Origin of the sequence: Anaerosolibacter carboniphilus (assembly GCF_014205875.1) — a bacterium.
In the GTDB taxonomy this organism is placed as follows: Bacteria; Bacillota; Clostridia; order Peptostreptococcales; family Thermotaleaceae; genus Anaerosolibacter; species Anaerosolibacter carboniphilus.
In genome coordinates, this window is record NZ_JACHEN010000007.1 from 120,823 (window position 1) to 147,809 (window position 26,987).

33 protein-coding genes and 1 pseudogene are annotated in these 26,987 nt (G+C 34.5%); 31 read left to right on the top strand and 3 right to left on the bottom strand.

What is annotated here, in order from left to right; translation table 11 throughout:
• Nucleotides 1-18 precede the first annotated feature (18 nt).
• The 19 genes from HNQ80_RS07410 (at nt 19) to HNQ80_RS07495 (ending at nt 16,885) form a co-directional block, all read left to right on the top strand.
• Nucleotides 19-234: a heavy-metal-associated domain-containing protein gene (locus HNQ80_RS07410; protein WP_184309715.1), complete on the top strand. Its 216-nt coding sequence runs from the start codon at nt 19-21 to the stop codon at nt 232-234.
• A gap of 30 nt (nt 235-264) precedes the next feature.
• A complete protein-coding gene (locus tag HNQ80_RS07415) occupies nt 265-600 on the top strand; it encodes a metal-sensitive transcriptional regulator (protein WP_184309717.1) in 336 nt (111 codons plus the stop codon).
• 489 nt (nt 601-1,089) lie between these two features.
• On the top strand, nt 1,090-2,850 hold the full coding sequence (locus tag HNQ80_RS07420; protein ID WP_184309719.1) for an urease accessory protein UreH domain-containing protein: 1,761 nt from the start codon (nt 1,090-1,092) through the stop codon (nt 2,848-2,850).
• Between the two features lie 271 nt (nt 2,851-3,121).
• Nucleotides 3,122-3,391, top strand: coding sequence for a hypothetical protein (locus tag HNQ80_RS07425; protein ID WP_184309722.1), 270 nt, complete (start codon nt 3,122-3,124; stop codon nt 3,389-3,391).
• A gap of 40 nt (nt 3,392-3,431) precedes the next feature.
• The gene (locus HNQ80_RS07430) at nt 3,432-3,641 is read left to right on the top strand and encodes an SHOCT domain-containing protein (RefSeq protein ID WP_243183033.1); all 210 of its coding nucleotides are present in this window, start codon (nt 3,432-3,434) and stop codon (nt 3,639-3,641) included.
• Nucleotides 3,642-3,659: 18 nt separating this feature from the next.
• The gene (locus tag HNQ80_RS07435) at nt 3,660-3,911 is read left to right on the top strand and encodes an SHOCT domain-containing protein (RefSeq protein ID WP_184309726.1); all 252 of its coding nucleotides are present in this window, start codon (nt 3,660-3,662) and stop codon (nt 3,909-3,911) included.
• A gap of 155 nt (nt 3,912-4,066) precedes the next feature.
• Nucleotides 4,067-4,483 (top strand): hypothetical protein, encoded by a 417-nt coding sequence (locus HNQ80_RS07440; RefSeq protein WP_184309728.1) that lies wholly within the window; start codon nt 4,067-4,069, stop codon nt 4,481-4,483.
• Nucleotides 4,484-4,702: 219 nt separating this feature from the next.
• Complete coding sequence (locus HNQ80_RS07445; RefSeq protein ID WP_184309730.1) at nt 4,703-5,395, top strand: response regulator transcription factor; 693 nt, start codon at nt 4,703-4,705, stop codon at nt 5,393-5,395.
• Nucleotides 5,396-5,397: 2 nt separating this feature from the next.
• Entirely contained in the window at nt 5,398-6,822 is a 1,425-nt protein-coding gene (locus HNQ80_RS07450; protein WP_184309732.1) for a sensor histidine kinase, read from the top strand.
• Nucleotides 6,823-7,245: 423 nt separating this feature from the next.
• Nucleotides 7,246-7,530, top strand: a complete 285-nt coding sequence (locus HNQ80_RS07455) for a DUF2933 domain-containing protein (protein WP_184309734.1) — start codon at nt 7,246-7,248, stop codon at nt 7,528-7,530.
• Nucleotides 7,531-7,597: 67 nt separating this feature from the next.
• Nucleotides 7,598-8,296 carry a zinc metallopeptidase gene (locus HNQ80_RS07460; RefSeq protein WP_184309736.1) on the top strand — a complete coding sequence of 233 codons (699 nt, stop codon included), beginning with the start codon at nt 7,598-7,600 and terminating at the stop codon, nt 8,294-8,296.
• A gap of 420 nt (nt 8,297-8,716) precedes the next feature.
• On the top strand, nt 8,717-8,956 hold the full coding sequence (locus HNQ80_RS07465; RefSeq protein ID WP_184309738.1) for a hypothetical protein: 240 nt from the start codon (nt 8,717-8,719) through the stop codon (nt 8,954-8,956).
• Between the two features lie 133 nt (nt 8,957-9,089).
• The gene (locus HNQ80_RS07470) at nt 9,090-9,848 is read left to right on the top strand and encodes a peptidoglycan-binding domain-containing protein (RefSeq protein WP_184309740.1); all 759 of its coding nucleotides are present in this window, start codon (nt 9,090-9,092) and stop codon (nt 9,846-9,848) included.
• 672 nt (nt 9,849-10,520) lie between these two features.
• A complete protein-coding gene (locus HNQ80_RS26250; RefSeq protein ID WP_279288959.1) occupies nt 10,521-10,652 on the top strand; it encodes an LDCC motif putative metal-binding protein in 132 nt (43 codons plus the stop codon).
• A 50-nt stretch (nt 10,653-10,702) separates the two neighbouring features.
• Nucleotides 10,703-11,029 (top strand): nitrous oxide-stimulated promoter family protein, encoded by a 327-nt coding sequence (locus HNQ80_RS07475; RefSeq protein WP_184309742.1) that lies wholly within the window; start codon nt 10,703-10,705, stop codon nt 11,027-11,029.
• 758 nt (nt 11,030-11,787) lie between these two features.
• Nucleotides 11,788-13,044, top strand: a complete 1,257-nt coding sequence (locus HNQ80_RS07480; protein WP_184309744.1) for a hypothetical protein — start codon at nt 11,788-11,790, stop codon at nt 13,042-13,044.
• Between the two features lie 282 nt (nt 13,045-13,326).
• Nucleotides 13,327-14,022, top strand: a complete 696-nt coding sequence (locus HNQ80_RS07485) for a GGDEF domain-containing protein (RefSeq protein WP_184309746.1) — start codon at nt 13,327-13,329, stop codon at nt 14,020-14,022.
• Between the two features lie 504 nt (nt 14,023-14,526).
• Nucleotides 14,527-15,054: a DUF2318 domain-containing protein gene (locus tag HNQ80_RS07490; protein WP_330602796.1), complete on the top strand. Its 528-nt coding sequence runs from the start codon at nt 14,527-14,529 to the stop codon at nt 15,052-15,054.
• 118 nt (nt 15,055-15,172) lie between these two features.
• Nucleotides 15,173-16,885, top strand: coding sequence for a multicopper oxidase family protein (locus HNQ80_RS07495; protein WP_184309748.1), 1,713 nt, complete (start codon nt 15,173-15,175; stop codon nt 16,883-16,885).
• A 173-nt stretch (nt 16,886-17,058) separates the two neighbouring features.
• On the opposite strand, the gene HNQ80_RS07500 is transcribed toward HNQ80_RS07495, so the two are convergent.
• Together HNQ80_RS07500 and HNQ80_RS07505 are read right to left on the bottom strand one after the other, a co-directional pair.
• Complete coding sequence (locus tag HNQ80_RS07500; protein WP_184309750.1) at nt 17,059-17,316, bottom strand: hypothetical protein; 258 nt, start codon at nt 17,314-17,316, stop codon at nt 17,059-17,061.
• A 325-nt stretch (nt 17,317-17,641) separates the two neighbouring features.
• Nucleotides 17,642-18,085 (bottom strand): hypothetical protein, encoded by a 444-nt coding sequence (locus HNQ80_RS07505; protein ID WP_184309752.1) that lies wholly within the window; start codon nt 18,083-18,085, stop codon nt 17,642-17,644.
• A gap of 417 nt (nt 18,086-18,502) precedes the next feature.
• On the opposite strand from HNQ80_RS07505, the pseudogene HNQ80_RS26635 reads away from it, so the two are divergent.
• The 8 genes and pseudogenes from HNQ80_RS26635 to HNQ80_RS07540 all read left to right on the top strand — a co-directional run.
• Nucleotides 18,503-18,589 (top strand): annotated as a pseudogene (locus HNQ80_RS26635) (4Fe-4S binding protein); the annotation flags it as partial.
• 174 nt (nt 18,590-18,763) lie between these two features.
• Nucleotides 18,764-19,075, top strand: coding sequence for a hypothetical protein (locus HNQ80_RS25850; protein ID WP_243183035.1), 312 nt, complete (start codon nt 18,764-18,766; stop codon nt 19,073-19,075).
• A 125-nt stretch (nt 19,076-19,200) separates the two neighbouring features.
• Entirely contained in the window at nt 19,201-19,533 is a 333-nt protein-coding gene (locus HNQ80_RS07515) for a hypothetical protein (protein ID WP_184309756.1), read from the top strand.
• 87 nt (nt 19,534-19,620) lie between these two features.
• The gene (locus tag HNQ80_RS26640) at nt 19,621-19,803 is read left to right on the top strand and encodes a zinc ribbon domain-containing protein (RefSeq protein ID WP_408626307.1); all 183 of its coding nucleotides are present in this window, start codon (nt 19,621-19,623) and stop codon (nt 19,801-19,803) included.
• Nucleotides 19,800-21,218 carry a two-component system sensor histidine kinase NtrB gene (locus HNQ80_RS07525; RefSeq protein ID WP_184309760.1) on the top strand — a complete coding sequence of 473 codons (1,419 nt, stop codon included), beginning with the start codon at nt 19,800-19,802 and terminating at the stop codon, nt 21,216-21,218. The genes HNQ80_RS26640 and HNQ80_RS07525 overlap by 4 nt, the downstream gene beginning before the upstream one ends.
• A complete protein-coding gene (locus HNQ80_RS07530; RefSeq protein WP_184309762.1) occupies nt 21,215-22,588 on the top strand; it encodes a sigma-54-dependent transcriptional regulator in 1,374 nt (457 codons plus the stop codon). Before HNQ80_RS07525 ends, HNQ80_RS07530 begins: the two co-directional genes overlap by 4 nt.
• 402 nt (nt 22,589-22,990) lie before the next feature.
• Nucleotides 22,991-23,422 (top strand): zinc ribbon domain-containing protein, encoded by a 432-nt coding sequence (locus HNQ80_RS07535; RefSeq protein ID WP_184309764.1) that lies wholly within the window; start codon nt 22,991-22,993, stop codon nt 23,420-23,422.
• A gap of 15 nt (nt 23,423-23,437) precedes the next feature.
• Complete coding sequence (locus HNQ80_RS07540; RefSeq protein WP_184309766.1) at nt 23,438-23,728, top strand: hypothetical protein; 291 nt, start codon at nt 23,438-23,440, stop codon at nt 23,726-23,728.
• A 78-nt stretch (nt 23,729-23,806) separates the two neighbouring features.
• Here the strand turns inward: HNQ80_RS07540 and HNQ80_RS07545 are convergent, their stop codons facing one another.
• Nucleotides 23,807-25,066, bottom strand: a complete 1,260-nt coding sequence (locus HNQ80_RS07545) for an HD-GYP domain-containing protein (protein ID WP_207726906.1) — start codon at nt 25,064-25,066, stop codon at nt 23,807-23,809.
• A gap of 415 nt (nt 25,067-25,481) precedes the next feature.
• On the opposite strand from HNQ80_RS07545, the gene HNQ80_RS07550 reads away from it, so the two are divergent.
• From HNQ80_RS07550 to HNQ80_RS07565, 4 genes are all read left to right on the top strand, one after another.
• Nucleotides 25,482-25,748: a hypothetical protein gene (locus HNQ80_RS07550; protein WP_184309770.1), complete on the top strand. Its 267-nt coding sequence runs from the start codon at nt 25,482-25,484 to the stop codon at nt 25,746-25,748.
• A gap of 11 nt (nt 25,749-25,759) precedes the next feature.
• Nucleotides 25,760-26,167: a hypothetical protein gene (locus HNQ80_RS07555; RefSeq protein WP_184309772.1), complete on the top strand. Its 408-nt coding sequence runs from the start codon at nt 25,760-25,762 to the stop codon at nt 26,165-26,167.
• Nucleotides 26,168-26,495: 328 nt separating this feature from the next.
• A complete protein-coding gene (locus tag HNQ80_RS07560) occupies nt 26,496-26,684 on the top strand; it encodes a hypothetical protein (RefSeq protein ID WP_184309774.1) in 189 nt (62 codons plus the stop codon).
• Nucleotides 26,685-26,818: 134 nt separating this feature from the next.
• Entirely contained in the window at nt 26,819-26,980 is a 162-nt protein-coding gene (locus tag HNQ80_RS07565; protein WP_184309776.1) for a Spo0E family sporulation regulatory protein-aspartic acid phosphatase, read from the top strand.
• Nucleotides 26,981-26,987 lie beyond the last annotated feature (7 nt).

The following is a 26,987-nucleotide window of genomic DNA, read 5'->3' on the forward strand; positions in this document are numbered from 1 at the left end:
AAAATAGGAGGAAGAAAAATGAAAAAGTTAATTAGTATTGAAGGAATGAGCTGTGGACACTGCATTAAACATGTGGAGAGTGCTTTAGGAGAGATTGATGGTATTGTGAATGTAGTAGTAGACCTAAATGGAAAGAATGCAGTGGCAGAAATGAGTAAAGATGTGGAGGATACTAAATTAAAAGCGGCGATCGAAGAAGCAGGATATGATGTGATTTCTATTAGAGCCATATAGGGGAGGACTCCCTTTAGAGCGGAGGAAAAAATGAAGGATCAAAATTTAAATTATAAAGGAAGTGAGAATTCTCCTGAGAATCATCATCACAAAACTTCTCACCACGAGGATAAAACCAAGATAGATCTCATTTCACGACTAAATAGAATTGAGGGTCAAGTGAGAGGAATTAATCGTATGATTGAGAAGGGCACTTATTGTGATGATGTGCTAATCCAAATAGCAGCTGTCCAATCTGCTATGAAATCAGTAAGCAAGCTTTTATTGGAGAGTCATATGAAAAGCTGTGTCATTGATAAGATACAGGCAGGAGAAAATGAGGTCGTAGATGAACTGCTAAAGACGATCGAAAAAATGATGAAATAAATATATGTGTGTGATTGAATAGTGATAAGCTAGAGGGATATTGTACAAGTGACATCTCTCTAGCTTGTTTTATTGATCCAAGATTCTTATTATGAACGATAAAATTCTGAGATTAGGATAATCACATAGAATGTACTACAGCGAATAAATTTAACTTTAGAAATGTATCCAGTTGGGTTATAGTGTGTTATCGTACAGCCAGTGTGTTAAAAAGTGCATAACAAACGATAAGAGAATGGTAGATAATGAAGAATAGAGTTAAAAACATAGAACTATAAAGCTGATATCTATGGCATGGCTTTTGCATATTTTTAGACTGAATCTATAATAACAATTTGTAGATGAGTACATGACCATTGCAATAATGGTTAAGAAGATGAAATGTAAATTATTATACCTAGTATCAGGGGACTAGGTAGATGATGAATCTAAGGAAATTGTAAGTTTTGATTTTGTTATTATAGAGAATTTAAATATAGGGGTGAGACGATGAAAAATAAGGTCATATTATACATAGACGGGATGACCTGTGGAAGTTGTGAGAGGAGAATAGAGAATTCTCTTTCTGTATTGGAGGGGGTTGAAAAGGTTAAGGCATCATTTCATCAATCAAAGGTTGAAATTATTTATCAAGGGGATAAGGTCTCCAAAAGAATGTTCATTGCAGTTGTTGAAAGACTAGGATATGCAGTGACAGATAAACCTAAAACGGGATTAGGGAATATTCTGCCGTTGCTTATCTTATTGTTTGGAGGCTACTATATTATTCAAAATACCGTTGGTTTTAATTTCATTCCAGAGGTATCAGATGAGATGGGCTACGGGTTATTGTTCGTGGTAGGTCTATTGACATCGGTCCATTGTGTTGCCATGTGTGGTGGTATCGCATTATCCCAGGGGGTTGGTGATACTCAACAAAAAAGAAAATTTATGCCGTCCCTTTTATATAATACTGGAAGAGTAATATCCTACACAGTAATCGGAGGTATCGTAGGTGGATTAGGTGCGGTCCTTACCCCGTCAGGACAATTTAAAGGAATTGTCGCCGTAGGCGCAGGTATATTTATGGTGATGATGGGACTAAAGATGTTGAATATTTTCAGGTTACCTCCATGGTTCAAGCTAAGAATACCTGGGATGTCATACAGAAAAATAGAAGCTTCAAATCCCATAAAGCCACTAATCATTGGACTCTTTAACGGATTTATGCCATGTGGTCCACTACAGACAATGCAGCTATATGCTTTAGGGACAGGTAGCATAGCAAAAGGAGCATTATCTATGTTCTTCTTTAGCTTAGGTACGGTACCGCTACTCTTTTTATTCGCAGCGATTGCTTCTGTGATTAGTGGAAGACTGAGTAGAGGGATGATGAAGGTCAGTGCTGGATTAGTCATTATTTTAGGTGTCATCATGTTGAATCGAGGGCTAGCTTTGTCGGGGTTTGCTTTAGACTTGAGTTTTTTAAAGGGTAGTCTGAATGAAATACCAGAAATAAGAATGGAAGATGGAAAGCAAGTCGTTAATCTTGTAGTAGATGCAAGCGGGTATACACCGAATATACCAATTGTGCAAGTGGGTGTTCCTGTGAAGATGATACTTGATGTAGGTAACATTAATGGATGTAATAATCCCATAGTTATCCCAGAATATGGAGTAGAAATAGATTTAAAGTCATCTGAACCAGTTGTTGAGTTTACACCAACAAAAGAGGGAATCATCCGAATTAGCTGCTGGATGGGTATGATTACAACAAAGCTTACGGCAGTGGCAGACCCTGCTAATTTGGATGCACAAGACTTAGAAAACGAGGAAGAATCCGTCTTTGGCAGTAATGGATTTTTTGAAGGTCAATATGAGACTGCAGTGGAAGTAGAGAATAAAGCTGCGGTTGCAACGATTGACGGGAATATCCAGACAATCGAAATGGATGTAGCAGGGTATGCGTATACCCCCAATATTTTAGTGATTCAGAAGGGATTGGCAACCCGCTGGATTATCAATGGGGTGGAATTAAACGGATGTAATTATGTGTTGTCTATACCCGATGCAGCATTTTATAGAGAATTAGAGGAAGGGAAAAATGAAATTAGATTTACGCCTGATAAGACTGGAGAACTTCTATTTACTTGTGGGATGAATATGCTCGCTGGAAAAATCGTCATCGTAGATGATTTGAATAATGTAGACCTACAGGCATTAGAACAAAGTAGGATAGAGATACCTGGTGGTGGAGCAAGTTGTCATTAAGGAAAAGGGCTAAACTGCTGTCACTGACGACATTATTTAAAAAGATATAAGTATAAGAAACTTTTTATGTCTAATCAAAAATGCTGAGTAAATTTATTAGAAGATAAGTCAAGACCTCTAGGCTTATCTTCTTTTTTTGTGATAGCCTGCTCTTAGACAATAGTGAGTCTCAAAATTAAGAAGAACTAGTTGAATAAGATGGTAAAATTCATATTTGATTCATATTTGGTGTCTATAATTAAGCTATGAAGAATAGAAAGGAAGCACAAGTATGAAGAATGTACGAAACTTAATGAGAAATCTAGCAGAGCTATTGTTTAGAGAAGTTGAGACACCGGAAGAAATATTGTATATCTCTGATGTTGAGGTACAAGAAAGATTGAACTATATAAAAAAATTATCTAGAAAAGTGGAGAAATATAAAGCAAAGATTGAAGTTGAAAGACAGTACCTGGAAGCTAGACTTCAAGAAAGACAAAATTATCAAGAAGATAAAAAAGCAGAAAACAAGGTAAAGAAAAATTTTAGATTGATATCATAATTAGAAAAGATATTCAAAATCACAATCAAGGATGAAAGGAATGGTATATATGATGGGTGGCGGTTTATTTGGGTTATTAATTATCGGTTTAATCGTTTATATAATAGTTGAACGATCTAGTCATGGCCATGCTTATAGGGAAGGATACCCTATAAAGAATGATGCCCTTGACATTTTGCGAGAAAGATATGCCCGAGGTGAAATTTCAGATGAAGAATATGAAAAGAAGAAGAACCTGTTAAAAAACTAATAAAGGAGGGAAATAAAGATGTATGGAATGATGGGCCACATGTTTGGTTATGGATATCCCAATAACGTGGATTGGTGGTGGATGATAGGGTTTGGGTTACTTAGAACGGTTTTGATTATAGGGATTATCGTATGGATAGTAAAAACAATCCATAAAGAAAAGTATAGAGGAACTTCAAGTAATGCAATTTCGGTATTAAGGGAAAGGTTTGCTGCTGGAGAAATCGATGAAGACGAGTATAAAAAGAAATTAAAAGTACTCAGTGAGTAGATATTAAATAAGATTTTGGATGGGAATGTCATTGAGAATCAGCTTGATAATAGAAGGATCTATAAAATTATTTGCTACGCAGATGAAAATTCATATTTGATTCACAATTGACCTATATAATAAGGATAACAATTTAAATCTAAGGAGGAATTTACATGAAAAAAGGATTAATGTTTGTTGCAGCAGGGGTTGTAGCTTTAGGCGTGATTACTACGAGTGCCGGGTATGCAAATTCGATAAATGAGATACAAAAACCAATAGCTATCACAACCACACAAAGCATAGATGCAAAGGAAAATATTGTTGACCGCATGACAAATATGATGAAGCAAAATGGCTTTGGAAATATGGCGGAAGCAATGGAAAAAAGAGACTACAAAGCCATGGATGATTTTATGAATAACATGACAGATGAGGATTATAATGACATGATTGAAATGATGAAGGGCAATGGCTATGAAGGTATGGCTAGAATGATGGAATCCATGGATAAAGATGCAATGATACAAATGCATAATAGCATGGGTGGCGCACAGCATATGATGAATGGCGGAATGATGGGCCAATATTAATTGTACTGTGGGTAGAAGAGGCAGCATAAGGTGTAAGTTACCTGAAATCGATAGTGAGCAATCCTAATAGCAAGGATTGCTCATTTACATTATAAACTATTCTTTGCAAATAACAGAAATAGATTGAGTAAATGCTTCTTAAGTCGGTACTATAGATAGGGAAAGTTTGATATAATACATGAAAAAGAAACGATTCGTTAGTACAAGAGGTGAATTCATATGGGTATTCAAAAGTTAAATATACTAGTAGTTGATGATGAGGAGCAGATTGTGGAAATTATCAGAGCTTATCTTGATAGAGAAGGCTATCATACTATTTCTGCATACAATGGGCAAGAAGCATTGAATATATTTGAAAGAGAAGAAATTCACTTTGTAGTACTAGATCTAATGCTACCCGATGTGACAGGAGAAGAAGTATGTAAAAAAATTAGAGTAAAATCTCAAGTTCCAATCTTAATGTTAACGGCAAAGGTCGAAGAAGTTGATAGAATTTATGGTCTTAATATAGGAGCAGATGATTATATGATGAAGCCCTTTAGTCCCAAGGAGCTAGTTGCAAGGATAAAGGCTATCATTAGAAGATTCGGCACAGAGTTGGTGAAAGCAGAAATTATCGAATTCCATGATGGAGATTTACTCATAGATTTTGATAAAATGGAGATAAAAAAGCAAGGGGAGCTTGTAAATATAACTCCAAAGGAATTTGAAATTGTAGCGTTATTGGCAAAGCATCCTGGAAAAGTTTTTACTCGTGAAAATTTGATCTTAGAGGTCTTAGGTTACGATTTTGAAGGCTATGAAAGAGCAATTGATGCCCATATTAAAAACATAAGGCATAAGATTGAAGATGAAAAAGTGAAATATATAAAAACCATTTATGGTGTGGGATATAAATTTATGGAGGGCTAGATATGTTTAATAGGCTCAGATCAAGACTGATTTTGTTTATGGTGGGAGTAACTATTTTTTCTATTGTGCTCGTCAGTGCTATTACGAATATCACTTTATTTAGAAAGTTTGATGTCTATATGAAAGATGAACAGGCATATAAAGTAACGGAACTAGTTAGATTTATTGAAGATACGTATGAGCAAGACAATCAATGGTCTGAAGCTGTTATAGAGAAAATCCAGTCAAACCCTGCTGTAGGCGATGTTGATATAAAGATTATGGATGCCAATAATGAAATTATCTTCGTTCATTCTATAGAATCTGATATGTGGAATATGCATCAGCAAATGATGGAACGTATGGGACATAGTGTTTTTGGTGGAATGGGTCAAGGCATGATGAGACATTCAATGGATGGTGGAGATTATCAAGAAGAATTATACGAAGTAAAAGTAGATAGCAAAATAATAGGAAGTGTTGAAATTGGATATGCTAAGCCGCTGATGATATCTGAAAGAGAAGTAGAATTTACTAGAGGTATTAATAAATCTATTATCTATGCATCTATTTTTGCAATTTTCATTGCTATTTTACTAGGGCAATATTTTTCAAAAATTATCTCAAGACCTATCTTAAATATTACGGCAGCATCCAATCATATTAGAAATGGAAAATTGGGAACTAGAATTACAGACAAAAATAACATTACTGAATTAAAGGAATTATCCAATGCAATCAATCACTTAGCCATTTCGTTGGAAGAGCAACACAGTCTTCGAAAAAGATTAACAGCAGATATCTCCCATGAATTACGTACGCCGTTAACCATATTACACGGACAAATAGAAGCAATTAGCGATGGAGTATGGGAACCTACGAAAGAAAGGATGAACATTTTTAAAAATGAAGTAGCGCGACTTATGACGTTGGTTGAGCAGTTGAAGGATTTAACAGAAATAGAAACAACAGACATTGCACTAGAAATGGTACAGTTTAACTTATCTCAGTTAATTTATGATGTAGTAGAGAACTTTAAATATCAATGTATGAGTAAAAATATTGAGGTTAATTATGAGATTGAAGAAAATATATTCATTTATGCAGATAAGCATCGAATGAGCCAAATTCTTATCAACCTTTTATCAAATGCACTGAAGTTTACAACCCCAGAAGGACAAGTAACAGTAAAAGCACATAAGAATAGAGGGAAAGTATTGCTTGAGGTTGCAGATACTGGGATTGGTATATCTCAAGAGGATATATCCCATATATTTGAGAGGCTTTATAGGGGAGAGAGATCAAGAAGTAGAAAAACAGGTGGAGCTGGCATAGGATTGACAATTACGAAAAAACTTGTCGAAGCCCATCAAGGCAGCATTCGTGTAGAAAGCGAAGAGGGGAAGGGTAGCCGGTTTATCGTAACTCTCCCACAAGCAAATGAGTAAAGACTAAGTATGATAATGAAAATAAGTATTCTCATGGTGATAAACGACTAAAGAATGAGCGTTTTGCTATAAGTATTATATTACCAGATAAATTAGGAGGGGTTAAGCCCCTCCTAATTTATCTAAAGACCCACGACCGTTGTAGCATATATCAAATATGATGTAGCATATCCTACAAGAAATATTTATTGGGGTTTAAATATTAGGGACGAAAGTTCTAAAAATTAGCAAAAAAACGTGTATACTTTGAAAATTGTACAGACTTAACAGTCAAATTACAAGCTGTATAGATAAAATGATAAAAATGGCATGAATATTGCATTTATTGAGAGTGTATGTTTCTTATAGTTTTGTTAGGTAAAGTGATTCAACAAATACTGAGATTAAAGGTTGTTGGTAAAGAATATCAAAGGAGGAAGTTAGATGGAGAAGATGAATAATAGTGAAAAAAATTGTCACGAAAATAACGCTCAAGGACACAAGGGGACATTAAAGCATGGATTATTAATGATATTATGTTGCATGCTACCAATTTTGATCATAGCAGGTTTGCCCTTGTTTGGGATAAAGGGTGGGGCTCTATCCTCTCTTGCGTTTCTTTTATGTCCACTGATGCACATAGGAATGATGTTTATGATGAGGAAATCAGGTCATAGTAGCTCATGCCATGGCAGTGTAAGTGAAAAGGATAGTGTCGATGAAAAATAAAGCATATGCCAACAGGAAGAATGGTATTATTAGATGATTATATTGATGAGTAAGGAGGAGATGAACAATGTTTCCATTTTTCTATGATCCAACATTTATTTTGATTATTCCTGCTGTTATTTTTGCCATGTATGCCCAAGGAAAGGTACAAAGTGCTTTTAATAAATATAGTCAACATAAGGCTGGAATAGGATGGACAGGTGCCCAGTTAGCAATGGATATTCTGCAAAAACAAAGACTCAGTGATGTAAAGGTTGAATTGGTTGGCGGACATATGACAGATCATTATGATCCGAGAAATAAGGTCCTAAGGTTATCATATAAAATCTATCATGGGACTTCCCTAGCTGCCCTAGGAATAGCAGCCCACGAAGTTGGACACGCACTACAACATGACGAAGGTTATAGTATGCTATCCCTTAGAAATATGATTGTACCTTTTGCCAGTATAGGATCACAAGCGGCATTTCCCCTTCTATTCATAGGGTTAATGCTAGGATCTCAGTCGTTAGCGCAACTAGGTGTGGTCGTATTTATGTTCGCAGTAGTGTTCCAATTAATTACGTTACCTGTGGAATTTAACGCTAGCAGCAGGGCGATGAATATCTTAGCTGATGGTGGTTATATAACAGTGAATGAAGAAAGGCCTGTAAAGAAGGTGCTTGATGCAGCTGCCCTAACATATGTAGCCGCTACAGTTATGGCTATTTTGCAACTTGTTAGGCTAATGTTGATTTCAGGACTATTAGGTCGGAGAAGTGATTAGAAATGTATTTAAAGATAATTGCCTCCCTAAATGGGAGGCTGTTTTTGTAATCGATACAATGGACATCCTGTCTGGATTTAGTCTATGGCTTTATATGTGAGGTGATATGGGTGATTTGCCCTCATTGTTGTAATAAAACGATCGGAAGGATTGGAGTTAGACGATATTACTGCAGCAATTGTTATTATGAGTTTGAAGAAAAAAATGGTGAAGTTTTATTGTATAAACTACAAGAGGATGGCAAGTACAAATTATTGCGACCTGTTGACAAAAAGCGAAAATATAGGTAAATCATTTCAAGTGCTTATATCTATAGCACATGAAATAATAAAAACTAGGTTTGCATGAAAATGTGAAGAATAGGTTCCGTAATAGAACGTTTTATGAACTTAAATTTTTAGTAAGGATGAGGTGATTGATTTGGTTAAAGTTTATATTTGTTCTGATTGCAAAAGTAATAAATGCAGCAGTAAAAAAGGAATTGAGATTTACGAAATTTTACGGCAATATACATATCTGGTTGACGAGGTAGAATTAATAATGTCAAAATGTATGTGCCAAGAAGGCTGTGCAGGATATAAAATTCAGATTGATGAAGAGATATATACAGATATAGATATCAATAGAATTGAGGAAATTCTATTTGAACACTATTCTTAAATAACAGATAATCGAAAAGAATCTAGTATACAATTCAAGATATTACTATAGGCGCTGATAAATTTAGATATTGAGAGGTGGTGATGAATAACAAAGCCTAGTAAATATACAGAAGACCTACAGGGAGGAACAGATGATAAAAAGAAAAGTATTGGTAGGAATTATTAGTGCAAGTCTCCTTATTCAGCCTATGGCGATGATGAATGTATATGCTGTAGAGAATGCGGAAGAAGCACAGATACTAAAAGTGGGAATTAAGAATGAAGAAGTAATGAAGCTTCAGCAGAGATTAAAACTCTTAGGGTATTTCGATAAAACTGTAACAGGTTTTTTCGGAAAACTGACGGAGGAAGCGGTAGAAAAATTTCAGAGTGATAATAAATTACAAATAGATGGTATTGTAGGAAAAGATACTATGAGAGCTCTGTTTAGTACGGAGGATGAAAACTATAGTGTGTCCAGAGGTATGAGAGAAACACGCATTTCTGAATGGAATTGGTTTGGTGGGATTGATAAGATCATTCAGAGAGGAACTACTTTTAAGGTAACTGATATAAAAACAGGGAAAGAGTTTTATGCAAAAAGAACTTATGGAACAAATCATGCAGATTCAGAGACCTTGACAAAAGAAGATACAAAGATTATGAAGGAACTTTACGGAAGTTGGTCTTGGGATAGAAGGGCCATCATTGTTGAAGTGGATGGAATGCAACTACCAGCCTCTATGGCTGGAATGCCTCATGGTTCAGATTTTATTGAAAACAATGGGATGAATGGTCACTTTGACATTCATTTCTTAAATAGTAAGACCCATGGAACGAATAGTATAAACCCTGCCCATCAAGAAATGATTCGCCAGGCAAATGCGTACTTAGCAGCAAATCAAAAGTAAGCTCAATGAACAATCACTCTTGCCTACAGATGGTAAGGGTGATTGTTTATATAGATTGAAAAAAATAGCGATATCAATTTTAAGAATAAATGAAAAATGGCATAGTCATTGCATAATAGATAGGTAAGAGAGACATGAAAAGGAGTGTTAAGCAATGGAGAAGATAAAAGAGGCAGTTGTATCATCGATTATTATGTTTATTGTTTTTGGCGCTACTGCTGGAATCTTTAGTTTAAGTCAAATACTATAAGATATGACTACAACGAAAGAGTAATTGTTATAGCCTGTGTATATAAATAGAAAGAGAGTGAGATTAATGCTATTAATAGTAAGGATACTTTATTTAGTTCTAATTGGCTTCATAGTTTATCGAATGGTGAAGGGTGGAGGCTGTTGCGGTGGACACCACCATCATAACCACACTCATAGTTCAACTGACAACAAAAGAAAGGAGTCTAATTGTGTACTCACAGAAGAAGAGAAAAAAAAGGCAATCGAAATTGAATAAGTTTATTAGTCAGTTGCTGTACAATGGGGAGGAAACGTGTATACTACAACAGTTGAAGCCCATGATACAGTCAGAAGATAAAATTACTACGATTTGCTTTAATCATAAAAAATACCATTAAATTCCTAATGTAAGTAGAGCTATAGTTAAGGGAGGATAGAATTATGAAAAATTGGTTTAAAAATTTTCTTAAGAAACTAGAGGAAGCCAATAAAAAGAATTTTGGTGATCAGCGATTAGATTGTTGTGATATAAACCAAAAGAGTAATAACCCAAAAACGACGAAAACAAAATGAATGACTTAATATGCGAAATCAATCTATTTGTGTGAAAAGAGGATATTGACGTGAAAAAAGATATATCTATACTAATTGATTTCATCCATGTTTATTGTAAGAATGAACATTGTCAAACAGAGAAACATTTAATTTCTAATAGCTATATAGATGTAAAAAAGAAGATAAGCTTATGTGGAGATTGTACAGAACTAGCGGTGTATGCTATAAATAAGCGGATTAACTGCCCATTTGTATATAAGCCTCCTTGTAAAAAATGTATAGTACAATGCTATGAGCAACAATATAGAGAAAAAATCAAAAAAGTAATGAAATATTCTGGTATGTATTTTATAAAAAGGGGAAGGATTGATTATCTTATAAAATATTTACTTTAAAGAGTATGTATAAACCTTCTTAAATCTTAAAGTGTTTTAAATAGTAGATGAATATATGGTGTTACCGCCTAAAATTAGAATTCTGAATATTAAGTAGAAATCGATAAGAGGTTTTTTAATAAAGTAACTTCAATGAAAAATAAATTATCTATGTCAAAATTGATGATTTATATCTGGAATGGTTATATTTGAGATGTCTCTCTATGGTATTGCCTCTCCTTTAGCAACAAATAATATGGAGAGACGGTAGAAAAGGAGATTGTGAATTATGGATCGAAGAAGCGATTTTAAAGGTAAGCGACGTGAGATGAGAAGGCATTTAAGTTATACATCGAAGCTTATAGAAAGTTTAACCATATAGAAGAGGAATATGAAAGAATTTTTAAAATTAATGAGGATAGAAGAAAACAATAAGATTTTTTATTAAATACAAGTTATAGTCTTGTACATTGTAAAATGTGCAAGATTTTTGTTATTTAGCAAGTTGTTATAGAGAGAAATCTCTCTACTTAAAGGCAATTAACAGCACAATAATTGCCATACCGAAGAAATACTTGCATATATTTCCTTTTCCACCAAGAGAATTGTATAGAATATTGTGTAAAATATTTCTATTTAATACTATAATAGTATTGCGCACAAAAAACTAAGGATGTTTTCTTGATGTAATGCATCAGTTAGACTTATTGTTTATAGAGACAGTATGGCATCGTAATTATCATCCTAATGGAATAAAAGTTAATTAAGGGGGAGTTGTTTTGGCAGCAAATATAAAGAACCTTGTAGAACGTTATAAAATAGATTCGGAATCAGTCTATAATACTTGGTTTATTAACGATAATACTAGAATGAAAGCTTTTCGTTCCATAAGACGTGGAGTGATAGATATTGTATATTCTATTAAAGAAGGGACTTTTGGTAATGATTTTAAAGGTTCACCATTAGAATTTGTTTTGACTTGTATAACTGAGCAAAAGCAAGTTTTTGAAGGTGCTGCACATCCTTTCTACTGGAAACCCAAACTGAGGATTCCGGACATTTATGAGAACGAAAATAATAAACGGATATTTGGTCAGTTTTTAGAGGCATGTTTACAAGCAACAAGTGAAGATAAGATTATTAAAGAAATAATAAAACTTGATGGGTATAAGATAAAGGGTCTGGGACCAGCGGTAGCTAACATCTTATACTTTTTGCATCCTACGCTAATGCCTCCATTTAATACTGCAATGGTCAATGGTTTTAATGCAGTCTTTTCTGACAAGAAAAAATTAGGTTCATGGCAGCACTATCTTGAAATGAGAGAGGTTATTATGAAAGCAAATTATGAGTTGAGGCACATGCTTTCAAAGGATCTAGGAGCTATTTCAGGATTATTATTTGATGTAGGCATAGGAAAAATTGTACTAAATGAAAATTGGGAAACCGCATTAAGGTTTGAAAAAAGTAAGTTGGAAAAGACATTAAAGAAGAGAAATTCGGAAGCTGAAAATGAAATTAAAGAAGAAAGTGAACATTTAAGGGTACAATACTTACTTACAGAGATCGGATGTAAACTAGGATATGATGTGTTTGTTGCCATCAATGATCGAGTTAAATCCATTGATGGGAAAAGCCTTCAATCTTTAACCATTCCTGAGCTTCCACCTCTAAATCTACCTAAAGATGTGGTAAAAACGATATCATTAATTGATGTACTTTGGCTGAATAAAAAGACAAAGCGGATAGAATGTGCTTTTGAAGTTGAGAAGAGCACTTCTATTTACTCTGGAATCCTACGACTAATAGATTTAGCTTCATCACTTGGCGATAAACAGTATAGCTTCTTTTTAGTAGCTCCTGATACGAGAGAGAAGGAGATCTTAGCGCAACTGAAGAGACCATCTTTCAAAAACGTCGATAATGTGGCATTAAGATATATTTTATTCTCAGATTTATATGAGCATTGCAATGGATTATGCACGTTTGGAGATGACTACGAGATACTATATAAAATTGCTAGACGGAGTGTATAAATGATTAAATAGCTGTAGGGTTATTATAACCCCAGAGATATATACGACGATATTTCTAAGAATCTATTTGTACTCAATTTATTAATCATTTTCAAATAGACTGTATAGATGTCACTATAGTAGGAAATGTGGAATAATTCTTGCATTTTAATTTTATATATTAAGGGATTGGGATTAAAGGGTAGTAATATTAAAACGCTCTATTTATAGATGTCGATCAGGTTGGTATTATTAAGAAAAATAAATTATGAAACAGTAAATGAGTAGGATAGGGGGAGAGTCATGAAAGAAGACAATTTTAAATTGAATCTGTTTTTATGTCTTATATTGGTAGGTATATCATATGGATTTATATTCCACTCGGTTGTAATGCCATGGTTCGGAGGACAACTTCTGCATTGCATATTTATGGGGGTTATATTTGGGATTGTTAATTACCTTATTACCAGCAAGTTCTACAAAAATTATAGGCAGCTGAAAGTAACAAACCTGGATTTAAGTGAAAAATTAAGGATGGACAAGTTAACAGGACTTCTTAATAGAAGAGCATTTGATGCAGACATTAGTGAAATGCAGGGAAATACAGGGTTTTCTCTGATTTTTATTGATATAGATAATTTCAGAAACTTTAATAATTTGTTTGGACATCAAGTCGGGGATAAGATATTGCAAAGGGTCAGTGATGTAATCAGGTCATCTATAAGATGTCAAGATCGAGTGTACAGATATGGAGGAGAAGAAATTGTTGTTCTCCTTAATCAATGTGACAAGGTCAATGCTTCAAATATAGCTGAAAAAATACGATTCAATGTTAGTGGACTAGATAATTCTCCATATCCAGAGATAACGGTTTCATTAGGCGTATCTAGCCATGGAGAAGATGGACATTATCTGGATGATGTGTTGATTGCAGGTGACAAAGCCTTGCTAAAGGCTAAGTCTAGAGGAAAAAATTGTGTTGTGGCAGATGTCTGTTAAGGATCTCATTTGATACTGGCATTGAGGACAAAAACTATCTTTAATGAATTATTAATTGATTATTTAGAGATAAAGGCTGGAGAAGATTCCAGTCTTTATCTTTTTGATTTAGCGGTTGACCAACCTAGCATATCCATAATGATTCAGTATCCAAGTATGCCTTCAATTAATAGCAATGCGCCCAGGAGAATTCTTATTTTTCTATCCATATTTCCTAGATTGCGTTTAAATGAAATTATCATAAATACTCACCTCTAAGTTATCTTTTGTAAAATGGTCAACTATATGCAGAAGAAAATCCACATGCAATGGTAAAACATTGAAAATACGTAGCTTTTTTCTCGTGAGTATGGATGGTCCTGAAATGTTGGCGAGACCCCGTATATGATTAAATGTTATGGGAAATGTAGAAAAACAGTTTCCCTTGGCTTCCATCTCCATATAATCTCCATATATTTTTATTATAATATTTAGTAAACAAAGAAATAGGGGGGAGATCATACAGTGAAAAAGAAAAACAAAGCTGGTATGAAAAGAAGTTCAAAGAATTTATATTTTATACTAGTAGCCATCATACTATTGCTCGGTGCTTGGTACGTTACTTCCGATAAAAATACAAATGAAGCCGTGGGTACGGGTAAAAACAATGAGATTCCAGTGATTACGGATGGAGACGTAGTCATTAAAAAGAGTGAAGTGTCTGAGACAGTAAAGTTTTATGGCTATAAGGACGGCGATACATATATGGAAGTAATGGCTGTTAAAGCGACGGATGGTACCATTAGAACAGCACTGAATACATGTCAGGTTTGCTTTGATTCAGGTAGAGGTTATTATGTACAGCAGGGAGATACTATAGTATGTCAGAATTGTGGTAACGTATTTAAAATAGATGATATACAGGTCATTAAGGGTGGCTGTAATCCCGTTCCAATCATGGGTGAAAACAAGGTAGAAGATACTGAAAGTATAACAATTGCAAAGAGCTATTTAAGCGAAAATAAAGAGTATTTTAGTAATTGGAAAAAATAATAATTATACCTGCGTATTAAATCTAGGATGATGTTAAAACCTCTCATTGATAGGGTAACTAATATAAGCAGAGGTAAATCTGTTAGTATGATAAAAATAAATAATTGGAGGAATAAAAATGCGTAGCAGGTTGAATACTGTATTAGCGATAATAGCATCGGTTGTTATAGTTTTTTCTGTCGTTACTTTCCAGCGTAATCAGGCTTTCATGGAAAATATGAGAATGGGACAGAATGATGTAAATACAAATACTGATATGAATCAAGGTAACAGTGAAAACACAGTTCCATCAAGTCCTTTTAATAATCATGACTATGCAAAGGGGATTGTCAAACCTAGGGATGGTCAGCCTGTGAAAAGGTTTACTCTGGTGGCGCAAGAAACAAACTTGGAGATAAAAGAAGGCGTTATTATTCCTGTTTGGACATATAATGGAACAGTTCCGGGAGAAGAGATCCGTGTAACAGAAGGTGATTATGTTCAAGTTGAACTAAAGAACACGCTGACCGAGCCCGTCACAATTCATTGGCATGGATATCCACTAAATTCTGCTATGGATGGTGTACCTGGCCTTAATCAAGATGCAGTAAGGCCTGGAGAAACCTTTGTTTATGAATTTTCTGCTGATGTACCTGGAACTTACTGGTATCATTCCCATCAGGAAGGATCGAAGCAGGTTGATAAAGGATTATATGGTGCATTGATTGTAGAACCGAAGAATAAAGGGAAGATAGATAAGGATTATACCTTTATTTTGGATGAATGGATGGAGAACCCCATGGAAGAGATGGGGAATATGAATATGGAAGCAGAAGGCAGCGGTGGGCATGGTGCCATGGAACCTCAAGGTGATACAGGAGGGCATGGTGCGATGGAGCCTCAAGGAGATGTAGGTGGTCATGGTGGTATGGATATGTCCACTTCTGAAGAGAACGACCCCGTTATGGAAGAAGAAGAGATGATGGCTTATGCCTATGATATTTATACCGTTAACGGTAAATCAGGAGAATTGATAAAACCAATAGATGTAAAGAAAGGCGATGTGGTAAGGCTTAGATTTATCAACGCTGGATATAGGTCCCATGGAATTCACATTCCAGGACAAGATATTAAGATTGTAAGTACAGATGGACAGGATATTTATGGCGCAGATTTCATTAAGGATCAGATCATTCAAATAGCACCAGGAGAGAGATATGATGTGGAGTTTACGGTAACATCAGATGAAAACTTCTTCATTGATGCCCATGATGATAATGCATATAATGATCAATTACAAATACCTGTAATTGTTGCTGATGGTAATGGAACGACCAGGCCAGAAGAAGAAATAGTAGAGTATCCACTGTTTAACTTAGTGAACTATGGTGCACCTGGCCCAGGGAAATTTACGTTAGATCAAACTTATGATATTGATTATATGGTTCAATTAGATGCTTTAGGAGACGACAAAGGCTTGAGATATACAATCAATGGCAAGATTTTTAATGAACTACCACTACTCAAATTAAGAACAGGAAATACAGTGAAATTTACGTACTTTAACAATAGTAAAGTAGATCACCCAATGCACTTGCATGGGCATTTCTTCCAGATACTATCAAAGAATGGGATTCCTGTTTCTGGGGCAGCCATTATGAAGGATACGTTGCTAGTAAAACCTGGTGAAAAATATGTAGTGGCCTTTGAAGCTGATAATCCTGGTCGATGGGTACAGCATTGCCATGAGTTACACCATGCTGCGGCTGGCATGATGCAGGGAATTGAATACGAGGATTTTGTACCAAACTATACAGCTAATCCTCAGGATACGTATAACAAACCTGAATAACTCTGATAAAGATTTAAAGGTCTCTCAATTACTATAAAATCTAATCAATAGACTTTGATCTCAAAATAATAAGAAACTCTGGCTGAGGCCAGGGCTTCTTATTATTTTACTATAAGTTAGAGACGCTATTTGGAGTTTTCTATAACATCAACACACGATTAAAAATTTAAACTTTATTCGCTTTGATTGATTTCCCTACCGATATGTTTGGAAAGGTCTCTTATTCTCCCTGTTTTCGCTTCAATACTATCAATTGAATCTGATAAGTAATCAGCTACCGTTGCAAGGGCTCTGTGCTCGCCTGAATCTATTTTTGCTACTGAGATTTTAATGTTTAAGATTGCCAGTCTTAGGTGTTCTAAATCTGTAAAAACATTAACGGATTCCTGCCATATTCTCTTAGAATAGTCATTTAGTTTGGTCTTATCCATAGGTTATCTCCTAAACTTTTAAAATGATATTATATTAATCCTAGATACATAATAAATAAAATGCGAAGATATAGAATAAGGACGACTCTGATCATATTTTCTAATGAGCACGTTTATACTTTTTAAGATTCTATCTAGAACTAAAGTCCAACCTTCTATTACTTAAAATCTTCTTAACAGAACATTTTTTAAGTTCTAAATGGTGAGTATTAGAAAAATAGATAAAAAGCAAAGTAGATATACTTTTTTAATCTACTTTGCTTTCAGAGGCAAATGTGTTCCTTTAATCCATCAAATAGACTGGAAGCGATCAACTATACGTGAATTATTTTACTTCTTTTATCGATGAAATTGTTAAGACATTGTTTTTTACAGAAGCTTTCACAGCAACTTTATTGTTGAATTTTTTCTTTGTTTTCATCATAATCGTATCATCAGCTTTTTTACTACTGGCTTTATCAAAGCTATAGAACTTATATGTCTTATCTTCTTTCACCATAAGACCTAAACCGCTATCCATACAATTTTTCATTTTAAGACATGCAGTTTGGTGTTTTTCAGGGCTCTTTTTTACTTCAATATTGCCCATCTCTGATTTACCAACTTTGTTACAGTGAGCATCAATTAAATAGCCGACATATTCTTTTTCTGCAGCTGCTGGTGCGGCGTTTGTACTGGATGTCAAAGCAAATGCCCCGGTACTTGTACCAAGTGATAAAGTAGTGATAAGTGACAACGTGATCAAAGGTTTTAAAATTTGTCTTTTCATAACCAATCCCCCTAATATGAAAATTATGTACAGCGCTAGTACGATCATATTTTAACAAATACATATGGAGATTTTATGGATTTCACGAATAATTTAGAATAAAATACAAAATTTTGATAAGGGATAAAATATGTAGGACTATATAATGAATTTTTATGGATATTGATGATGCTTGTTCAGGCTAAATTCCTATGATATACTCTTTCAAGATATTTAAAGAAATACGCGTCTGTATAAATTTCATGTCATTCTAGTCTTGAATAGGTCAAATTTACTTAATTTTTTCAAAGATATTCTGTTAGAAATAAATTTTCCGTGAGGTGAACTATAATTAATACGCTAATTTTATATATTCAGAAACTATCATGGATTTTAATTCCTTTTATTATCTTATTTGGTTGGTATTCGCCTATCCTTATGGTCTTAACTTTAATTTGCATAGTTGGTCCTATTGTCTTTTCTTTTTCATTTGGACGAGCATGGTGCGGAAATTTCTGTCCTAGATGGAGCTTTAGTAATTCAATATTATCTTTAATAAGCCCTCAAAAGTCAATTTCAAAGTTTTTAAAGAGTAAATTATTCAGAACATTTGTGTTTATATTATTGATGTCATTCTTCATCAATAGATTATTACAGCCCCATGAGTCTCTCACATGCATAGGAAAAGTATTTATCACAATGATGGTATTAACGACAATTGTTCAAATCGTTTTTGCTATATTTCTTCACCCTTTTGCATGGTGTACCTTTTGTCCTATGGGTACGGCAGCTTCTTTCATCACCAAAGTCAGAAAAAACAATTCTCACCAAATTGCTATTGATGAAAGTTGTGTCTCGTGTGGGCTATGCATAGAAAACTGTCCTTTGCAAATCGATATCCCATCTTTTAGAAATGTTGGTATAGTTCGTGATACAGATTGTATGAAATGTCAAAAATGTACTTTTGGCTGTCCTAATAAAGTTTTATCACTTAGTTCTGTTGAGAAATAAAGCCGTTTCTAATGGCGAAGTTTCTAGTTAGAAAAGATAAGCAAGAAAATATCTAGGATACTTCGTAATGATTGGCACTTTTCTTGCATTGTTTTAGGTTATAAACAGCTTAGGGAGGAATACTTATGCAGAATAAGAGGACAATCTTGTACATGCTCTTAATCGTGTTAGGCGTTATCTTTATCTATAATTTTATCTTTGCACCTATGTTCTTCCAGCAGAATTTGGAAATGGGAATGGGTATGCACTCGAAAATGCGCATGTATAATAATTATAACTACAGCATGACCTTTTGGATAATTATTTTAATAGCCATTGCTATTGGAGGCTTCATACTTTTGGATAGGTTACAAAAGCAAAGCGGTATTAAGAAGTGTGGTAAGTGTGGATTTGATATTGAAAGTGAACGATGGAAGATCTGCCCAATATGTGGTTCCCATATAAACAGGAAAGGATGATAGAAAGTGACGCTTTTTATATTATTAATTGTGGCATTCCTGGTATATTATCTTTTCATATACAGAGCAGATAATGGAAGTCAAACAGTGACATCTAAAGTAAATAGGTGTCCAAATTGCAATAGCATTGTAGAAAAAGATTTTAATGTGTGCCCAATTTGCAAAGAAACGTTAAAAAAGTATTGTACAAATTGCGGAGAAAAAATCGATGTTCATTGGCGCTTTTGTCCGTACTGTGAAAAACCTATAGATAAAGATGTGATCAAATGAAAAAAATACTTTTAAAATATAAATATGAAATTGTAATTTTTTTATTTATTGCAGGCGTTAGTATTATCCACTACCTATATGGGTATAAAGATGTACCTTATCATAGTGTCTATAGGCTATTATATACGGTGCCTATCATCATGGGAGCTTACAAATATGGATTTAGAGGGGGTGTTCTAGTCGCTTTAATAGTAGGATTGGTATATTCCCCCCATATCTTACTAGCTGTCAATTTAAGCTCTCCTACTATAAATGAATTAATAGATGTATTCTTCTTCTTTTCTATTGGGGTGGTGACAGGGATCTTATTTGAACGAAAAAATAGGGAGTTAGAAGATATAAAAGGCAGTTTAGCTAGATATATACTTTTAGAAAAATATACGAATGGTATCATTGAGAGTATCAAAAGTGGTGTTGTTGCAGTAAACAATGATATGTTTATTACCATTATCAATCAAGGAGCAACGGATATTCTTGGAATAGATGAGAACTGTATTGGGCAAAGCTTTCTTAAGACAATCGTGTGTTGTGAGCAGGTGAAAACAAAGGCAATAGAGTCTATAAGACAAAATAAAATCATTGAGAATATCGAAATAGATGTAAAGATAGCCAATAAGGAAACAAATATTAGAGTCAATATCTATCCTCTAAATTTAGAAAATATGAATAAAGGTTTAGTAATGATCTTTGATGATATAACTGAATTAAATAAGCTTCAGAAACACGTACAAAGAAATGATAAGCTAGTGGCTCTTGGAGAACTTTCTACTGGAATAGCCCACGAGATAAGAAACCCATTGGCTATTATAAAAGCTGTGGCACAGACCATGAAAGGAGAAGCAGAGAGAAGTACCGAGGCTGTGAAAGAATTGGAAATAATTGATGAGGAAGTAGAAAGAGCCAACCGAATCGTAAAGAGCCTTATGGATTTTGCAAAACCAAATAAGGATGAAATGTCGCTCTGTGCCGTTGATATACTTATGGAGGATGTAATAACAATCACAAGCCAATATATTAAACGAAATGAGGTTACTATAAATTATTATCGTGACAAAATTCCTGAAATCGTTGCAAGCAAGGAATTATTAAAGCAGGCATTTATTAATTTGATATTTAATGCGACGGATGCAATGCCGAATGGAGGAGAACTTACGATTACCGTAAGAAATCTGAATCACCAATGGATTCAAATCATCTTCCAGGATACTGGTATAGGTATAGAGGAAAGCCATATTAAGAAGGTTTTTAATCCATTTTTTACGACGAAGGAAGAAGGAACAGGATTAGGCCTTTCTATTGTTCATAGAATCGTAGAAGAGCACAACGGTGTAATTGATGTCTTTAGCAAAGTAGGGGAAGGTAGTCGATTTGAATTGCTACTTCCGATAGATAAGGAGGTATCCATCCATTCATGAAAAAAGTATTGATTGCAGATGATGAAAAGAACATGCGATGGATCTTAGAAAAGAAGCTAAAGGAATGCAACTTTGGTGTGATCGAAGCAAAAGATGGCCAAGAGGCCTTTGAATTTTTTCTAGAGAAAGAGCCTGATCTAGTAGTCCTGGATTATAGAATGCCCAAAGTTGATGGTATGGAGGTGCTGAAAAGGATACGTACCCTCAATGAGAAGGTGCCAGTAATCATGATTACTGCCCATGGAAATACAGATGCTGCTGTAGAAGCGATGAAGCTAGGTGCGTTAGACTATCTTTCAAAACCTTTTGATATTAACGAATTAATGCTTAAAATAAATAAGGCTTTGCAAGTTGATGAACTAAACAAAGAAGTTGACTATCTCAGGAATGTGATTTCTGAAACGAAAGATCATAGGATTATTGGTAAAAGTAAAAAAATGTGTGAAATATTTGAACTCATTGAGAAGGTTGCAGATACCAATGCCACAATACTCATTACAGGGGAAAGTGGGACGGGGAAGGAGTTAATTGCGAATGCTATACACAATCAAAGCGGTAGAAAGAACAAACCCTATATTCGAGTAAATTGCGGTGCGATTCCTGAAAATTTATTAGAGAGTGAGTTGTTTGGTTATGAAAAGGGTGCTTTTACTGGGGCGCAGAATAGAAAACCAGGAAGATTTGATAGAGCCCAAGGAGGAACTCTTTTTTTAGACGAAATTGGAGAATTGGGTCTTTCACTACAGGTGAAATTGCTTAGAGTTCTTCAAGAGAAAGAATTTGAAAGAGTGGGTGGGATTGAAAGCATTAAAGCTGACGTCAGAATTGTTGCTGCTACAAATAGAAGTCTTGAAAAAATGGTAGAAGAAGGTGATTTTCGTGAGGATCTGCTTTATCGATTAAAGGTGATTCCGATCCATATTCCCCCTTTAAGACAAAGAAAAGAAGATATTCCCCTATTGGTAGAGTCCTTTGCAGGAAAATATGCTAAGGAGCTGAACAAAGGCAGCTTGATTGTTGAAAATGATGCCCTTGAAATATTGATGAATTATGATTATCCTGGTAACATACGTGAACTTGAAAATATCATTGAAAGAACTGTGATTCTTGCAAATGAGGGCTATATTAAGGCATCTTTATTACCGAAAGAGGTTATCAAAGGAGCTTACTCTGACTATGATGATGTATTTGTTCTTCCAGAAACAGGGATCGTACTTGAAGAAGTAGAAAAGAGTTTGGTTCGTCAAGCATTAGAGAAGGTAGGCTGGAATCAGACACAAGCAGCAAAGCTGCTAGGAATATCAAGGCATGCCCTTATATATAGAATGGAGAAGTTCAATCTTCAAGCAGATAATAAAAGTGGTCTTTAGGGACTGCTTTTTTTATTGTTAATTTAATCATTGGATGATCTGCATTCGAATATGTTCAATTTTATACAATAGAGTGTTCGTTTTTGCACATGAACCCATAATTCAATAAATTGAATGATTTTAAGAAATATGCATTGGATAACCTTGCATATACAAGGGAAACGATGATCTTAAGAATATCTAATTAAAACGAAGAGCCTCTATAAATTGAAGGTGGAATTAATGGGATCTATTTAGGTTAATTGGAGAACTAGTACGATGAGCAGCAAATAAGATAACTAAGAAAGCCTATGACTAGCCTATGAATATTTTCATCAAGGAATTTAACATAGAAAAAAGTTGGCACGCTTATTGCTATGTATATTAGTGACAGTAGAAATAGGGATGGAGGAGGTGAAATAGATGAAGAAGAATCCTTTTGTTAAACTTGCTGTGTTTGCCCTTTTAGGTATTATTGGGTTGAGTCTTCTACAGAGTCTATTGTTTGGTTCTGGGTTTGGACTAGGATTTACCATGAGAGGAAATTACGGAGGTGAGCATATGTCTATGGGTGGTGGATTTGGCTTTGGATATGGTAGTGGAATATCATACCTATTGTTACTGATGATTAAGGTGTTGTTTATCGTATTTGTCATTGGTCTAGTGGCTGGGCTTATCGTTTGGATTAAAAACAACCTTTTTACAGCTGAAGATGTGGAAACAATCAAAAACACATTCTCAGGCAATAAAGCAGTAGTTGCTAAGGAAAGTTGTACAATTTGCGGAAAAGAGCTAAATGCAGAATGGAAAGTTTGTCCTCACTGCGGCAAAGAAAAAGAAATAAAGAATGCATAGAAAGGAGGAAAAATTATGAAAAACCCCTGGGTAAAGTTAGCGGTAGTTTCTCTTTTAGGTATTGTAGTCAGCTTCGGTGTATTATGGGGAGTAAATGAATTCACTCGATATAATAATGCACAGGCCATGTATGGTTATAACATGAATATGGCACCTATGAACAATATGAGCATGAACATGCAAGGTAATATGAATATGCAGGGTGGCATGAATATGATGCCTATGGACAACATGAATGGTATGGGTATGATGAAAATGGACAACATGAATGGCATGGGCATGATGGGTGGCATGAAAATGCACTAAGAAATAATCCTGGTAGTGAATAACTACCAGGATTATTTTTGCTTAAAAGTCTATAGATGAGATATCAAAAAGATACCATTAATTGACTTCTATAGTAGATTCTTTAATACTATGTTCAGATATGAGAAAAGCATCTACCACTTGGCGGTCAAATTGTATGTCAGCTAGCCTTATCAACTCTTCCACCGCTTGTTCATGGGGTAGTCCTTTTCGATAGGGCCTATTTGATGTCATGGCATCATAAGTATCGGCAACAGCTATAATTCGAGATTTTAACGGAATGGACTCGCCTCTAATTCCAAGGGGATAGCCACTACCGTCAAATTTTTCATGGTGATGAAGGATAATAGGCAAAATATTTTTTAAGAAATCAATATTACCTAGAATATTTACACCAATAATCGGGTGGTTCTTTATTACCTTGAACTCCTCTTCCGTTAATTTTTCAGGTTTATGAAGTATCAAATCTGAAATTCCAAGCTTTCCGATATCATGAAAAAGGGAAGCAGTTTCGAGAGTTTTAAGCTGTTCATCGGATAGGCCAAGAGTACTTCCGAGTATTAGTGATATTGTAGTGACTCGTTCAGAGTGTCCACGGGTATAAGGATCTCTTGCTTCTATGGCATTTGATAAAGTTAAGACTGTATTTTTATAAGCAGTATTTAATTTGGCATAAGAAGATTGCAACTCTTCTGTCCTGAGTCGTAATGCGTTATTTTGTTGTATAAGTGTGTTAGAGGCATTACGTATGATTTTCAATAATGAAATAAAAAGAATAGAAAGACCAAAAAACACTGTAGCATATATAAGTTTTTTCAAATCATTAATATGGCTGCCAATATCAGCAAAATTCATATAGATTTCATATGTACCGTATGTTTTTGTGCCTAAGATGATCGGTAGATACGCCTCAATTATTTTTTTATTTTGGAACTTTTGTAGATAGTCAATTTGGTTCGAATCTATGATTTGATAGTGCACCTTTCCAGAAAAAGAACTTTTAATGTTCTGGCTTAGAAATACTTTTGTATTTATTAAGGCATTATCGGTTGAAAAAATGATAGTACCTTCCTTATTAATAATATTGAGCATAAGCATGTTTATATTGTGTGGTACCTTCATAATATTTTTTTCAATAGCAAGGATGTTCTGACTTGGAAGACCTGTTATAAGAACTTCTTCTGACAGCAGTGGGCTAACTTCAGCATTCAGTATAATACTAGCAAGTGTAGCATTACTGGATATTTTGTCTGTTTTCATATGTTCAGTTATGAAATATGTCAGGATAATCCCTGTAACTGAAAAAGCTATTAAGCTATAAAGTGTAAAGTATTTCATTAAGGATAATTTCTTCATAGGCATCTCCTTGAATAGATTTTGTCAGAGCCTAAATCGTGCAAATAATATGCCAGAAGTTTCTAGCGTTATAGGGATAATAATCCTATCAAATATCTATGGAGAATTTATAGAGGAATATGGCGGTGTAAAATATTCTACAGGCTTCTGTAGAAATATGGACATACTAAAGGATCTTTTCCATACATGAGAGTATATGTGTAGCTAGTTTTAATGACAGAAGTAGAGAAAAAATATTCTCATAGGCAATAAAGAGGGTAAAGTTAAGTGTTTTCAACCACCCATTAAAAATAAAAAGAGACAGTACCCAATAATTAAAGATGGACTTTTAAGTTGGCACGAGTATTGCTTTAAATATAGATGAACTTAAGTAGACTTAGGAAAAGGGGGTGGAAACATGTATTTAGGCACAGTATCATATCTATTGCTTCTATTAATCAAAGTACTGTTTGTTGTATTTGTCATTGGTTTAGTAGCAGGAATTGTTGTATGGATTAGAAATAATCTGTTCACCGAAGAGGATGTAAAAACAATTAAAAGTGCTTTTACGACGACTAAAGTAGTAGAGAATAAAGAACTATGCGCTACTTGTACAAAAGAATTAAATAGTGAGTGGAAAGTTTGTCCTCACTGTGGAACAGAAAAAGAAATTAAAAATGTATAGGAGGGACGATTATGATAAGAAATCCATGGTTTAAACTAGCAGTGGTGTCTCTTACAGGTATAGTAATTAGCTTTGGCGTACTATGGGGTATCAATGAATTTACTAGATATAACAGCATGAATGCGAGTTATGGTAATAACATGAATATGGGTAATGGATATAACATGAATAACATGAATGGTATGAACATGCAGGATAGCATGAATATGCAAGGTGGCATGAACATGATGCCTATGAACAACATGAACATGCAGGGCAATATGAATATGAATGGCGGAATGAATATGATGCCTATGAACAACATGAACATGCAAGGCGGAATGAACATGATGCCTATGAATAACATGAACATGCAAGGCGGCGGAAACAGCGGCGGCGGTATGGGTATGATGGGTGGCATGATGGGCGGTATGATGTAGGATTATATGTATGAAATAGATAGACCTAGCAAATTGTTAGGTCTATCTATTTTTATAGGAAAAAGTATTATATATGAGCGTCGATGTTTGATATGGGATAAGAAGGGTGTATATTATTACACAGTGATATGTGGGATTTTAAACATGATATGGAGAGTATTGATATTAAGAGTAAGAATATATAGTGAATGGGGCGTGGCTTTATGTTAATTTCGTAGAAAAATCTAGAAAATTAATTAAATAGTGGTATTGGCATAAATTTTGCAAGTTCATATTGTGAAAGTGCAGATGCGCTTAATTTGAACAAAATACGAAGGAGGAAGATGTTATGAATGGATTACACAAATTATCAGGAACAAACGGTATGGCGAAAAACTGCCAAATGCCGGGAATGCATGGGACAAATCCTCGAAAAGCAGTAGAAAAATCAGAAGAAAAGGTAGCAGAAGTACAGGCTAAATCATTACCCAAGATACCAAATAGTATTGTTGGTAATAAATTGGATATATTGGTATAGCACAAGAAGGTATGAGAGAATAAACCTTTATACAAGTTTATGACAACAGATAAGATTAAAACAGATGTAAAGATTATTTCAAATGAATGCCTGGTAGACATCTACTAGGTATTCATTTGTTGAGGAGAAATAGCATGGAGAAAATGGAAGTATTACGATATAGACTTTATGAAGCAATAGAAAAAGGAGAGAAAAAAGAAGTATTATTCCTTAGCAGAAAACTAGATAAATATATTGTTGAAAAAACGAAGCAATTACTGAAAGAAAAAGAGAAACACTTCAAGGAATGTGTATGAAAATAAA